The 13582-nt window shown below is 74.1% G+C and carries 9 protein-coding genes; 1 reads left to right on the forward strand and 8 read right to left on the reverse strand.

Annotated features, from left to right (window positions below):
• Nucleotides 1-4 precede the first annotated feature (4 nt).
• The 4 genes from Sspor_RS11585 to Sspor_RS11600 all read right to left on the reverse strand — a co-directional run bounded on the left by Sspor_RS11585 (nt 5) and on the right by Sspor_RS11600 (nt 4234).
• Entirely contained in the window at nt 5-1261 is a 1257-nt protein-coding gene (locus Sspor_RS11585) for a nucleotide sugar dehydrogenase (RefSeq protein WP_202199038.1), read from the reverse strand.
• Nucleotides 1261-2037, reverse strand: a complete 777-nt coding sequence (locus tag Sspor_RS11590; RefSeq protein WP_202199040.1) for a WecB/TagA/CpsF family glycosyltransferase — start codon at nt 2035-2037, stop codon at nt 1261-1263. Before Sspor_RS11590 ends, Sspor_RS11585 begins: the two co-directional genes overlap by 1 nt.
• On the reverse strand, nt 2034-3203 hold the full coding sequence (locus tag Sspor_RS11595) for a hypothetical protein (RefSeq protein WP_202199042.1): 1170 nt from the start codon (nt 3201-3203) through the stop codon (nt 2034-2036). Before Sspor_RS11595 ends, Sspor_RS11590 begins: the two co-directional genes overlap by 4 nt.
• Before the next feature lie 431 nt (nt 3204-3634).
• Entirely contained in the window at nt 3635-4234 is a 600-nt protein-coding gene (locus Sspor_RS11600) for an acyltransferase (protein ID WP_202199043.1), read from the reverse strand.
• Between the two features lie 366 nt (nt 4235-4600).
• Between Sspor_RS11600 and Sspor_RS11605 the strand changes: the two genes are divergently transcribed.
• Complete coding sequence (locus Sspor_RS11605; RefSeq protein WP_237403812.1) at nt 4601-5464, forward strand: ion transporter; 864 nt, start codon at nt 4601-4603, stop codon at nt 5462-5464.
• 23 nt (nt 5465-5487) lie between these two features.
• Here Sspor_RS11605 and Sspor_RS41085 read toward each other — a convergent pair whose 3' ends face one another.
• From Sspor_RS41085 to Sspor_RS11625, 4 genes are read right to left on the reverse strand one after another with little or no spacing between them, the layout of a single operon-like run.
• Nucleotides 5488-9072 (reverse strand): pentapeptide repeat-containing protein, encoded by a 3585-nt coding sequence (locus Sspor_RS41085; protein WP_202199044.1) that lies wholly within the window; start codon nt 9070-9072, stop codon nt 5488-5490.
• Nucleotides 9069-10190 carry an AAA family ATPase gene (locus Sspor_RS11615; protein ID WP_202199046.1) on the reverse strand — a complete coding sequence of 374 codons (1122 nt, stop codon included), beginning with the start codon at nt 10188-10190 and terminating at the stop codon, nt 9069-9071. Before Sspor_RS11615 ends, Sspor_RS41085 begins: the two co-directional genes overlap by 4 nt.
• Nucleotides 10191-10221: 31 nt before the next feature.
• Nucleotides 10222-12285 carry a VMAP-C domain-containing protein gene (locus Sspor_RS11620; RefSeq protein ID WP_202199048.1) on the reverse strand — a complete coding sequence of 688 codons (2064 nt, stop codon included), beginning with the start codon at nt 12283-12285 and terminating at the stop codon, nt 10222-10224.
• On the reverse strand, nt 12282-13571 hold the full coding sequence (locus Sspor_RS11625; protein ID WP_202199050.1) for an RBBP9/YdeN family alpha/beta hydrolase: 1290 nt from the start codon (nt 13569-13571) through the stop codon (nt 12282-12284). Before Sspor_RS11625 ends, Sspor_RS11620 begins: the two co-directional genes overlap by 4 nt.
• Nucleotides 13572-13582: the final 11 nt, after the last annotated feature.

Genomic DNA, 13582 nt, shown 5'->3' on the forward strand with positions numbered 1-13582 from the left:
GGGGTCAGAGCACCTCCACGGTGGGTCCGGAGACCCGGTTGCGGCAGTCGAGGACGTAGGAGGCGTGCTCGGTGACCATCTGGTAGTCGAAGGAGTCGTGGTCGGTGAGCAGGACCACCACGTCGGCGGCCGCCAGTTCCTTGCGGGTCGGCTCGACCCGCACGAGGCGGGCGTCGACCTTGATGCTCTCCACCACGTGGGGGTCGGCCGCACGGACCTTGGCCCCCATGTCGAGGAGCAGCTGTGCGATGCGGACGGCGGGCGACTCCCGGGCGTCGCCGGTGTTCTTCTTGTACGCGAGTCCCAGCAGCAGGATCTTGGAGCCGTTGACCGAGCGGCGCTTGGCGTTGAGCGCGTCGATCACGCGGCGCGTCACGTACTCGGGCATGTGGTTGTTGATGTCGTTGGCGAGTTCGACGAAGCGGAAGTTCTGGCCGAGTTCGCGCTGGACCCGCCAGTTGAGGTACGAGGGGTCGATGGGCAGGCAGTGACCGCCGACGCCCGGGCCGGGGGTGAACTTCATGAAGCCGAAGGGCTTGCTGGACGCCGCCTCGATGGCTTGCCAGACGTCGATGTCCAGGTGGCGGGCGAACATCGCGATCTCGTTGACGAGGGCGATGTTCACGTGGCGGAAGGTGTTCTCCAGCAGTTTGGCCAGCTCGGCCTCCTTGGGGGAGCGCACCGGCACGGTGGTGTCGACGAGCTCGCCGTAGAAGGCCTCGACGGCCTTCAGCGAGCGGGCGTCGACGCCGGAGACCACCTTGGGGGTCTGCTGGAAGCCCCAGACGGTGTTGCCGGGGTCGATGCGTTCGGGGCTGTAGCCGAGGTGGAAGTCCTCGCCCGCGGTGAGCCCGGAGCCGTTCTCCAGGATGGGCGCGAACAGTTCCTCGGTGGTGCCCGGGTAGGTGGTGGACTCCAGGATGACGGTGGCGCCCGGCCGCAGGAAGCGGGCCAGGGTGTGCGCCGACTCCTCGATGTAGCGCAGGTCGGGGGCGCCGTCCTGTAAGGGGGTGGGGACCGTGACGACGGCGACGTCGAAGCCGCCGCAGTCCCGGGCCAGTTCGCTGGGGCGGTAGGTGCCGCGCGCGAGCGCGCGGGCCAGCCGTTCGGAGGAGACGTCCTCCACGTACGACTCACCGGCGGCGAGGCTCTTGACCCGCCGGGTGTCCACGTCGTAACCGATCACCTGGTGTCCGACCTCGGCGGCCCGGATGGCCAGGGGCAGTCCGACGTATCCCTGTCCCACGACGACGACGCGCATCAGTAACTCCTGTTCGCGGAAGCGGAACCGGCAGACGGTGTGCGGTGGATGAGTTCCCGGACCGTCATGAGGAGGAAGGCAGCATTGGTGGTGAGGTAGCGCTTGCCGAGACGGCGCGGCTCCTGGAGGGTGCGGTAGAACCATTCGAGGCCCATCCGCTGCCAGACCAGGGGGGCCCGCTTGGTGATGCCGGCGAGGATGTCGAAGGAGCCGCCGACGCCGTGGACGACCTGCGCGCCGGTGCGCTTGCCGTAGCCGGCGGTGAAGATCTCCTTCTTGGGCGAGGTCATGCCGAGGAACAGCAGCCGTGCGTCGCTGTCGGCGATGGCGTCGGCGACGGACTCCTGGTCGTCGTCGCCGAAGTAGCCGTTGCGGCTGCCCGCCACCCGCAGCTTCGGGAAGCGTTCGGAGATCTGCACGAGCATCATCTGGAGGACGTCTTCCTGGGCCCCGAGCAGGTAGACGGGGATGTCCGCGACCTCGGCGGCGGCCAGGAGCCGCATGAACAGGTCGATGCCCGCGACCCGTTCGGGCAGCCGGACGCCCAGCACCCGGCCGGCCCAGACGACCGCCTGGCCGTCGGCCAGGACGAGGTCGCAGCCGGCGACCGCCTCGGCGAGGAGGGGGTCGCGCCGCATGTTGACCAGCTTCGCGGCGTTGACCATGCCGATCTCGATCTGTTCGCCGCGCCGCACCGCGTCGAGGCAGCGCTGCACGGTCTCGTCCATGGTCAGCGGGTCGAGCGGGACTCCGAAGAGCGACTGTCGTCGGGTCATCTCTGGGTCCCCCCGAGCCATGCGAAGAGCATCCAGCCGAACTCGTACGGCCGGCACTCGCGGTCCACCGCACCGGGGCGGAAGATCCGGTCGAGCGGTGCGAGCCGGGTGTGCGGTGCCACCCGGGTGGTGAGCCCGCGGGCGGCCCGGACGGCCTTCTTCGGGTCGCCGCGGTAGACCTTGCGCCAGGTGACGCCGAAGTCCTCGCGGATCATCGGCTCCCGCGGGTTCCCGGTGGGATCGGCGATCTCGGGAACGTCGGTCATCCAGCGCAGCCCGCGGCGGATCGCCGCTCCGAAGTCCGTGCCGCCGGCCTCGGCCAGGTCGAACAGGGCGGTCGGGGCCATCGCGTGCTGGTGCACGCTGTAGACCGGGTAGCCCTCGATCACGCCGCCCTCACGGGCGTCGTAGTGCCACCACCACTGTCCGCCGTCGCCCTGCAGCTCGCAGATGCGGGCGGCGCAGGCGTCGGCGGCCGCGAGGGCCTGCGGGTCGTCGCCGCTCGCGTGCAGCCGGGCCAGTGCCTGCAGCGGATAGGTCTGGTCGGCGAAACAGGCCACGTGGGACCGGTAGCCGGGGACCAGTCCGGGCGCGGTGGCGTGCGGGAAGAGCGGGCTGTCGCCGACCCTTGCCGTCAGCAGCCGGACGCGGGCCGCCGCGAGCGGCTCCTCCACGTCCAGCACGGCGCGCGCGGCCGCGAGCGCCGAGAGCACCCAGGCCGCCTCGACCGTGTACTGCGGCCGCCCGGGTACGTCCAGTGCGGCCACCCGGTCGAGGGCGTCGGACAGTTTGGGATGGCCGGTCTCCGCGGCGGCCCAGGCGATGAGTGCCGCGTCGCCGAGGTTCACGACCCCGGGCAGCCGCTCCACGAGCAGGCCCGTGAACTCCTCGGCGGTGCGCCCGCCGAAGAGGGCGCGCTGCCGGTCCTCGGGCAGGAAACGGGCCCCCAGCGCGGTGATCGCCGCGTACCGGGTGCTCGTACCGCGCTGTTCCAGGACGGGAGTTCCCTCGGGCGAGACGACCCCCGCCCGGGTGAACACGAAGGTCTCGGCCTCCGGCAGGTACATCTGCGGAAGCCCCGCCTCGGCCAGCGCGAGCAGCCGCTCGGCGAGCGCGTGCAGCGACCCGTCCTCCTGGGCCAGTGCTCCTAATCGTGTGGTGTTCATCGGGTCCCCACCCCGATTCCCCTGGTGCTCCCCGCACCCCGTATGTCCGAGCTGTACGGCTCCAACACACCTACCCCCTCTGATCTTCTCCTCGGACCGACCTGGCGGTCGTCACTCCGTGGAGGGGGACTGCGCATGACGGCGTCCGTGCCGGCGGCGACGTCACGCCGACGGCACGAACCGTCCGAAGGCCGCGTCTGGATCCCCCCAGCGATGCCTCGGACCGGGACACGCGTGATCGGCAGTGCCGGCAGGCGCGGGTCTGCCCGCGCCGGTCATGGCACTGCCCCGGTGCCTCGTCGTGCACAACCCCCCACTGAACATGGCCTGTTGCCTGCCCAGATCCCGTGTGCATGGACACGTTATGCCCGCGGATGTTCGTTGATTGCGGTTTTGAGGAAATGCCGGTTCTCTAAATTGCCGACATTCCGTCAGATTCGCTCGATGAGCGTGTCGTCCTTCTCGTCGTGCAGCGCTCCGCTGCGCGGGCACTCCCAGGTGCCCGGCTCTCCCTCGCGCTCCACCAGGCGGACTCCGGCCCGGCCCACCCAGCCGATCCTCCGGGCCGGCACACCCGCGACGAGCGCGAAGTCCGGCACGTCCTTGGACACCACGGCGCCGGCCGCGACGAGCGCCCAGCGTCCGACGCGCACCCCGGCCACACACACCGAACGGGCCCCGAGCGAGGCCCCCTCGGCGACCACGACCCCGGCGGCCTCCCAGTCGCCGTCTCGCTTGATCCGGCCCTCGGGATCGACCGCACGCGGGTAGAAGTCGTTGGTGAGCACCGCCGCGGGGCCGATGAAGACGCCGTCGCCGAGAACCGCGGGCTCGTAGACGAGTGCGTAGTTCTGCAGCTTCACGTGGTCGCCGATCCGTACGCCGGGCCCTACGTACGCCCCGCGCCCCACGATGCACCCGCGCCCGAGCCGGGCCTCCTCACGGATCTGTGCCAGATCCCAGATCGTGGTTCCCTCACCGAGTTCGGCGCTCTCGTCGACCTGGGAGGAGGGCTGGATACGGACACTCACGTCGCGGTCCCCTTACGGCTGCGAGGCATGCGGAGGTACGGATGCACGAGGTACGGATGTACGGAGTGCATGTGTACGAGGCGAGCATATGCGCCGACGGCTCGCCCCACCCGCAGATCAACCGACTGTTCACGCAACGCACTTGGTGCCGGTCCGCGACGGTGCGAGCGGCGTTCGGGAGCGGACGCCCGCACCCCGGTCACGGTCCGGCCGTTCCCGCTCACCGTTCGGTGCATTGGCGGGCGGAAAGAGGTGAAACCCGATCGGCGGTGCGGCGTTAGTGGGGTGGGCCGCCGTTTCGTCCGCGGCGCAGACGAGAGTACGAGGAGCACGATGACAGACCCGAGGCCGGCCGGACGTGGTCGGATGAAACTGGCAGCCCGATGCCGGGTGGCCACGGAGGCGCCCGCCTTCGGGATGGTCGTCTTCTGCGCGATCCTCTTCAACGCCGCGTTGATGGGGGTGGAGACGTACAGCGGGCTCGCCGGGGAGTACCGGCTCGCGCTGCAGGGCGCGGAGAACTGCTGTCTGGCCCTGTTCACCCTGGAGATGCTGCTGCGCGTGGGCGCCTGCGCCGACCGGCCGAAAGCATTCTTCCGCGACCCGTGGAACCTCTTCGACCTCGCGGTCGTGGCCTCCGCCTTCGTCCCCCTCGTCCGCGAGAACACCACCCTGCTGCGGCTGCTGCGGCTGGCCCGGGTCCTGCGCACCGCCCGCTTCCTGCCGCACCTGCGCATCCTGCTGATCGCCGTCGGCCGCAGCCTGCCGGGCACCGCCAGCTTCCTGTTCGTCGGCGCACTGGTGCTGTACGTGTACGCCATGGTCGGCTGGGTCTGCTTCGCGCGGTCGGACCCCGGGCACTACGGGTCGGTGGGCCGCGCGATGCTCACGCTGTTCCTGCTGACCACGCTGGACGGCCTGACCGACGCCGTCCGCGCGGGACTGCAGATCTCCCGGCTCAGCATCGTCTACTACGCCTCCTACGCGCTGCTCGCCTCCTTCGTACTGGTGAACGTACTGATCGGCGTCGTCCTCAACTCCCTCGACGAGGCCCGCGAGATCGAGGAGGAGGCGAACCGCGCCCCGGTGCCGGGCGCGGAGCCCGACGTGCGCGCGCGGATCGCCACGGCCCGCCGGGCCCTCGACGAGATCGAGGCGAGCCTGCCGGTGGCGGCCGAGCGGCCGGATCGTCCGGAGCGGCGGCTGGAGGCCTCGCACAGCGGGCCCTGAGCACCCGGCCGCCGCGTCGCCGGCTACGCCTCGGCGTCGAGCAGCCGGATGTCCCACGTACCGTCCGAGCGGCGGACGGAGGACCAGCGGTCCGGGGGCTCCACGGAGGGGAACTGGCCGACGAGCGAGTCCGCCTCGAAGAGCACGCCGTCGAAGCGGACCCGGCCCCGGAAGCTCGCCCCCGCGAAGTCCACCGGTGCTTCGAAGACGGCCCGGTTGGACAGGAGCCCGCCCTCCCACGCGGCGGACGCGAAGGAGACGGCGCCGGCGAAGCCCGCCTCGTTCAGCATGGCCAGGCCGCCGAAGACGGTGCGGGAGAAGTCCGCCGTCCCGGCCACCCGTACCCCGACCAGGTCCGCGGACGCCTCCAGCACGGCCCGGGCGAAGGAGACCTCGCCCAGGAAGGCGGCGTTCTTGAACCCCGCCGAACCGTGGAAGAGGGTCCGGCGGAAGGCGGCCGTGCGGTGGAAGCGGCACCGGTCGAAGTCACCGACGTGTTCGAAGACCGCGCCGTCGAAGCGGACCGGCCCGGCGAAGGTGGCTCCGGCGAAATCGGCCCGGCCCCCGAAGGCCGCCCGGACGAAGGACGCGCGGTCCGAGAACTCGACGTCCGACCGGTTCCAGCCGTCCGCGAACCGTGCCCGGTCGAAGGCGGCCGGCCCCAGCCTGACGGGCCCCGGGACGCCCGCCTGCAGCGCCATGAGGAGGCGCGGCAGCAGTCCGTGGTCGAAGGTGGTGCCCCGGAGGTCCACCGGGGCCCCCGGCGACAGTGTCCCGAGGTAGGTTTCCTGGCCCTCGACGTCCAGGTGTGCGAGGCACCGCCCGTGGCCCGGCAGCCGGATGCCGACGCAGACCCGCGGGTCGCCCGGTGAGACCTCCAGTCCGCACGGCGGCCAGTCGACGCCCTCGTCCAGGAGCCCGCCCGCCTCGGTCAGCACCTGCCCGAGCACCCCGGCGGGCGCATGGTCGTCGGAGCACAGCCAGCCCTCGTCGCCGCCGCCCACCCGGTGCAGCGCGAGCCGGGCGGGCGACCCGAGCACGTCGCCCAGTTCCTCGTGCAGGCGGTGGGAGACGGCGAGGACGAGCGCCCCGGGGCGCACCGGCCGTCCCAGCCGGTCCGCGATCGCGGGGTGCCGCACGAGCCGGACGCTCTCGTCCGCGCCGCCGCCCACGGCCACGCCGAGCGAGGGATGCGCGCCGTCCATGCGCCGGAATCCGTACCGGGTCATGACCCCGGGCAGTTCGCGCAGGAGCCGGCCCGCCTTGGCGTGGGCGCCCGGCGCGGCGAGCGCCACGAGCAGCGGAGCATCCCCCTCACCGCCGGTCAGCCGCCCCGTGACGCCCGTGTTCGTCATGAGCTCGGCCAGCATGGCGTGCGTCTCGGCCTTCGCGGAGCTCCCGGTCGGGTGCACGCCGTCGGCGCCGGGCAGCACCGCGAGGCACACCACGGTCTCCGCGTCCCGCACCCGTCCGGAACCCTCCAGCACCGCACGGAAGCCCGGTTGTTCCAGCAGGGCGTCGGCCAGCAGGAACACCATGCGGTCGGGCCAGACCGTGTGGACGACGCCGGCCAGCGCGCCGTCCGCGGAGACGGGTCCGCCCCGGAAGTGCGTCCAGCCCTCCGGCTCGGCGGAGAGCCGGACGAGTTCGCCGTTGCGTGCGCCGTCGTGCGGGGCCGTCTCACCCGTGAGCGCGAGGGGTTCCCCCTGGTCGGTGCGGCCGTCGATCCGCAGCCGGTCCGGGCGGACGCGGTCCCCCGCCGTCAGCCAGGGCAGCGGCTCCGCGCAGAGCGCCGGGTCCACCAGGTCCTCGTCGGCCTGGAGCAGCAGCATCCGGGGGGCCGCGTCGTCCCACCACACCGCCCGGCAGGGGATCTCCCGGTCGCCGGGGCGCACCCAGGCCACCGCGCCCGCCGGGGGCACCGCGTCCCCCACCGTGAGGACCAGCCTCGGCGTCAGCAGGGTGCCGACCTCCTGCGGCTCCGGCATCGCGTCGTGGCGGACCCGCACGACCCGGTCGGCCAGGCCCGCATCCCGCGGTGGCCGGGCCGCGAACGGGAGGGCCCCCTCGGCCACCCGGCGCACGCCCTCCCGGCCCGTGGTGACCCGGGTCGCGGAGAAGTCCGGGCCGGTGCGCCGGTTGCGGGACACGAACTCCCAGACGCGGCGCCGGACCAGCTCCCGTACGGCGGCCACGTCCCCGCGCAGTTGCGAGCCGAGCAGCACCTCCCGTACGCCCGGCAGGAACTCGAACTCCACCTCTCCCGCGTCCTGTTCGTCCTCCCAGGCCTCGAAGAGCCCGCCGAGGGCGACCTCGGCGAGGTGGCCGTGCTCCGAGTCGCGCAGCAGGGAGCGCCGGACCAGGGTCATCACGGGCAGGGTGAGCGGTACGGCGGCCAGGTGCGCGGCGAGCCGCTGGGCGGTCGGCGAGGCGTTCGCGCGGAACTCCTCCACCACCTCCAGGGCGCTGCGGCCGCCGGGGACGGGATCGTCCGGGACGCTCGCGGCGGCGGGCTCGGAGTCCAGGCGCAGGCAGGCGAGGCGCCGCCACCGGCCGTCCCCGGAGACCACCCGCACCAGCCGGGCCAGGCTGCCGGAGGCGACGCCGACCACCGGGACGACGGCCGGGGCGGCGGCGCGGCGGCGTCCGGCGCGGGCGCGGCGGGCGGCCGGGACGCGCTGCCAGGAGCGGGTGGCGGCGGCCGGCCGGTCGGCGCGGACGGCGAAGGGGGCGGGCCGGACGGCGCCGCGCGTCCAGAGCCGTTCGGGCAGGACGTTCAGTACGGCCACGGCGTTGTGCGCGCACCAGTGGCGGAGCATGCCCTGCACGGGTGCCTCGCGCCAGCCGCCCGCCACGGTGTCGGAGAGTACGAGGATCAGCCGGCGGCCCGCGGGGTCGGCCAGTTCCAGGGGGTTGCGGGGCGGGCCGCCGTGGCCGCGGGTGACCATCGCGGTGGCGCCGGGGCCGGTGCCGGTCAGCTGCCAGGTGCGTACGTCGCGGAAGACCCCGCTGCGGGTCAGGACGCGGCGGAGCTCGTCCACGTGGTCCGACCAGAGCAGCATGGAACGGTGGGTGTCGACGACCAGGGCCAGGTCCAGCCAGCGGCTCTCGGCGGGGCGCAGGACCGGGGTCGTCACCATCCGCTCGATGCTGCGTTCCACGGTGAGCTGCTCGTCCAGTTCCTCCCCCGGGCCGCCGATGGAGCGTCTGCCGACGGGTCGCAGGGAGCGCATCAGGGCGAGCGGGTCGTCGAGGGAGGCGGCCCGCGGCAGCCGCAGGGGGGAGCCCCGGCGTTCGGCGCCGCCGTCGTCGTCCGGCTTTCCGGTGGGATCGCGCCGGGCGGCCGGGAAGAGCTGGACGGACGGTTCGCCGCCGTCCGGGGCGCCCGCCCCGGGCGCGGGGCCGGGCTCGGGCGACGGGGTGCCGGGCAGGGGCGGCGGCCCGTCCGGCGGGTCGGCGCCCGGGGGTGCGGGCGGGCGGGCCTCCCGGCCCGGGTCGACCCGGGCCGCCAGCCACAGGATGTCGGCGATCTCCTCCGGCCCGATACCGGTGTTCGGGACGCTGCCGTCGGCGCCGTCGGCGAGGGCCGCGAGCAGCTGCTCGATCACGCCGTGGGCCCGGTCAGGTGCTGCATGACGGTGGCGAGGAAGCGTTCGCGGTCGGCGGGCGCGGACCAGGCCCCGGCGAGGCGGAGCTGGATGGCGTTGAGGAGCTGGTCGGTGGCCAGGTCGCCGTCCTCGCCGCGGTCGAGGAAGGCCTGGACGAGGTCCTGGTACTCCTCGCCGGATTCGATGTCGACGCCGAGCCGGCGGCGCACGATGCGGGCGAGCTTGTCCGGTCCGGGCGGCTCCAGGTGGAGGCGGACGCAGCGGCGCAGGAAGGCGGGCGGGAAGTCGCGTTCGCCGTTGCTGGTGAGGACGACGATGGGGAAGTAGCGGCACTGGACGCGGCCCTGCGTGATCCGTACGACCGCGTCGGGGTCGTCGTCGGTGCCGATGGCGACGGTCGGGTCCTCCTGGGCGAGGCGGGCGAGTTCGGGGATGAGGAAGCCGCCGTCCTCGAAGACGGTGAGGAGGTCGCCGGGGAGGTCGATGTCGCTCTTGTCGATCTCGTCGACGAGCAGCACGCGGGGGCGGTCCTGCGGGAGCAGGGCGGTACCGAGGGGGCCGAGGCGCAGGTACCGGGAGATCGAGGGCGCGGCGGGGCCGGCTGCGGCGGCGGGCCCGGGGGCACCGTCCGGTGCGGGCGGGGCCGCGGGCACGGGCAGGGCCGTGGCGGGGCGGGCGCCCGGGGTGCGCAGCTGTTCCAGCCCGGCCTCCTGGAGGCGGCCGATGGCGTCGTAGAGGTACAGCCCGTCCCGCAGTACGGTCCGGCTGGTGATCGGCCAGTGCAGTACGGGGCCCAGGTTCAGGTCGGAGGCGATGCTGTAGGCGAGCGTGGACTTGCCGACGCCCGGTTTCCCGGTGACGAGCAGCGGCCTGCGCAGGTGCAGGGCCGTGTTGACGACGTCCTTCTCCGGTTCGTCCGGTACGTAGCCCTCGCCGCGCCGCCAGGTCCGCTCCCAGGCCGCTCCCGCGCACCCGGGCGGCGCGTATCCGGGGTCGGGGGCGCCGGTGAAGTCCCGCCAGGGTGGCGGGAATCCGGCCTCCAGGCGGGCACGCCGGTCCGCGCCCTCACCGGTCCCGTGGTACAGCCACCAGTCCTTCACCACTGCCTCTGCCTCCATCTTCGGTTCCGCCGTCTGTCGGTGGTCGGGGTCAGGCCAGGGACCGGAGGCCCGGCATGTCGTCGGGATCGTCCCACAGGAGCACCAACTGGTCTCCCCCTGCGCCGGGTTGACGGGCGCGTGCGGCTCCCGCCGCGGCTCCGGCGGCCGCCCGGCGCACCTCCCGCAGCCGCGCGGGCAGGGCCAGTACGTCCAGTGCGCCGGGGTCGGGCCGGCCGTCCGGCCCGGCCGGGGCCAGCAGGTCGAGGAGTGCGGGTGCGGGCAGGCCGCCCCCGCGCCGCCATACGGCCACCGGGAGCCCGCCTTCGAGTACGGCTTCCAGCAGCCCGGCGTGCGGGGCGGTCGTGGTGTGCGCGAGGACGCAGGCGGGCGGCGGCTGCGCGGCCAGCTCCATCCCGAGCACGTCGGTGACCTCCTCGTCCGCGACGACCCGTACGGCGTCGGGATGCCGGCCGCCCCGGGCGTGCAGCCACCGCCAGGAGCCGTGCCACTCGGCCCGGGTGTCCGCCCGCTCCTGCGGGCAGCGCACCACCACCTGGTGGAGCAGGCCGAGCGCGCGGCGCCGGCCGGCCGGGCCGCGGGGCACCGGCCACTGGTCGAAGTCGGCGTCGAGCAGCTCGTACGGTACGTGGAACTCGATGCGGTCCACCGCCGCGTACGCCTGCCGCCCGGCTTCGCCGCCGTCCTGCGGCGCGGCGCCGAGGAGGGCGAGCTGCCGCAGGAGCTCCTCCCGTACCTCGCCGAGTGCGACCGGCGCCCCCTCCGACTCCCATATGTGCCGGATCCCGTCGCCCCGCAGCCACATCCGGGCCAGGTATCCGTCCTCCCCGCCCGGCGGTGCCTCCAGCCGGACGTGGACGACCGTGCTGCGGGCCGGGGGCGGGGGCGGGGGCAGCACCGGCAGGGCGAGGCGCTCGCGGGTGGCGCGCACCCAGTCGCCGAGCCGGGCCGCCCACCGCGCGTCGCCCGCGGCGGCGGCCCGGTCCGCGAGGAACCGTACGAAGGGCACCGCCAGCGGCATTCCGCCGCGCCCGCCCTGTCGCTCGTCCAGGTCCTGGACCACCTCCAGCAGGCCGTCCCCCGGCAGGCCGCCGTGGGCCGGGGTGGTGCAGCCGGCCGCCTTGAACGCCCAGGCGTAGGCCTCGTAGGCGCAGCGCGGCGGTTCGCGGCCCTCGAAGAGCTCGCCGAGCCCGTCCCAGGCCGCCTGGTCGAGCCTGGCGGCTCGGGGCAGCCCGGCCCGTGACAGGTCGTCGTCGAGGAAGGAGCAGGCGTCCCAGTCCCGGTCGACGATGAACTGCGGCAGCTGCCAGCCCTCGCCGCGCTCGCGCAGCTCCTGGAAGGCGCGGTGGATGCTGACGGCGGTGCCGGGCAGCCCGCTGACGCTCTCCCGTACCGACCGTGCGCCGAGTTCGCCGAGGAGGGCCTCGGTGAACCGGCCGGCGCCGCGCTCGGGGTCGTTCTGCGCGACCTCGCCCTCGCGGGAGGCGTAGAGCCGGAACTGGCGCCGGCCCGGCACCGATCTCCCGCCCCCGTAATCGGTGTTGCCGAAGTTCCACCGGGTGTCGCGGGGAGCGTCGACCCGGCAGGAGTCCACGAGTGCGGCCTGGAGCGCGAAGCGGCGCTGTTTGACGAGGTCGGTCCGCCACCAGCGCAGCGCCGAGTCGAGGTTGAGGTGTCTGATCTGGCTGGGGCGGGCGTCGGCGCAGGGCAGCATCAGCTCCTGGCCCGGCCCGAGATAGCCGTGTCCGGCCCAGAAGATCCAGAGCAGGTCGCCGTCGCACTGGGGGAGTTCGTCGAGCAGCGCCGATTTCACGTTCTCCTCGGTCGCCGGCCGGTACGCCGTGCGCAGGGCGGTCATGGCCGGGGAGTCCGTCCAGTCCAGGTCGCCCGGTTCGTCGAGCGGGGAGAGCAGCAGCCGCACGTTGCCGGGCGGCACCTCGGCCGGGCCGGTCAGCCACCGGGTGAAGCGCAGGGCGTCGCGGGCCGGACCGCGCAGGTTCCAGCGGTGGCTGATGTCGTAGCGCTCGATCCCGGCGACGAGCGCGAAGGTGCGCTGCGGCCCCAGGGCCGGGGGCAGGAAATCGGCGGGAGTCACCCGATCTCCGCCTCGGTCACCGCCTGTTCGATGCGCTCGTAGAGGGAGTCCTGTTTCCAGTAGGCGCTGTGGCAGGCCGGGAAGGGCTGGCGGCTGCGGACCTCGTGGTCGGTGACGCGCGGGTCGCCGGGGAAGACGGGTGCGGCGAGGTAGGAGAGCACGTCGTGCCGGTCGTAGACGTTGAGCCAGCGCGGGAAGCCGTACGGGAGTTTCGCGCCGGGTTCGAGCGCGGTCAGGGCGCCCAGTTCGTAGAGGTACGGCGCCTGGGAGCCGACGGTGACCAGCAGTTCGGCCCCGGGGACGGCCTCACCGCGGGCGGCGGCGAGGGAGAGGAGGTCCACCAGGGCGATCCCGCCGAGGCTGTGGCCGATGAGTACGGTCGGCCCGGGGTCGGCGGTGATCCGGGCGTGCAGGAAGTCCCGCAGCTCAAGGCCGCGGGACTGGTAGCGCAGGATGTCGCCGAGCACCGGGGTGGCGCCGACGGTGAGGGAGCCGCGCCGGGCGTCGAGGAGCGGCTGGGTGGTGACCCGCAGGGCGAGCCGGCCGAGGACGGCGGCCACGCGGGCCCCGGGGACCCGCCCGTCGCCGCCGAGGCGGGTGGTCAGCAGCTCGACGAGGCGGTCGCGTTCGGCGCCGGTGCAGTCGGCCTCGTCGGTGGCGCCGGCGAGGGCGGCGGCGGTCACGGCCCGGGCGAGGGCGGTGGCCAGCTCGCGGGCCTGCGGCTCGCCGGTGGCGCGGGTCGCGGCCCGGACCGCTTCGGCGGATCCTGCGGTGGAGTCCAGTGCGGCGGCGAAGCCCGCGACGAGGCCGGTGCCGTGCAGCAGGGCGCCGAGCTCGTCACCGGTCCGGGGCGGTGCGGGCGGTAAGCCCTCCAGCAGAGCGAGCACCCGGCCTCCGGCGGCCTGTACGCCGGGCATCGCGAAGACGTCGTCGTACCCGGCGTCCTCGGCGTACCCGGCGTCCTCGTCGCCGGGTACGTCCCGGCCGCCGGCGGCCGCCCAGCCCGCCTCGGCCAGGACCCGCAGCTCGCACAGCGGGTCGGCGAACAGCAGCGCCCACTCGGCCGTCTCCGCGTCCACGGGGTCGGGCGTGCCCTGCGGCCCGGGGCGCAGGCCCGGCACCGAGCGGCCGCCCGCGCCGAGGGTCGCGCCGAAGCGGTCGCCCCAGTAGCAGGAGTCGACGGCCGCTCCGGGGAATCTGGCCGTCAGCCGTTCGCGGACCTGGGCGAACAGCCTGTCGTGCCGCTCGCGCCGCACCCCCGTACCGTGGACAAAGAGAAATCGCATCGCAGCCCGGC

The organism is Streptomyces spororaveus (assembly GCF_016755875.1).
Classification (GTDB): Bacteria; Actinomycetota; Actinomycetes; order Streptomycetales; family Streptomycetaceae; genus Streptomyces; species Streptomyces spororaveus.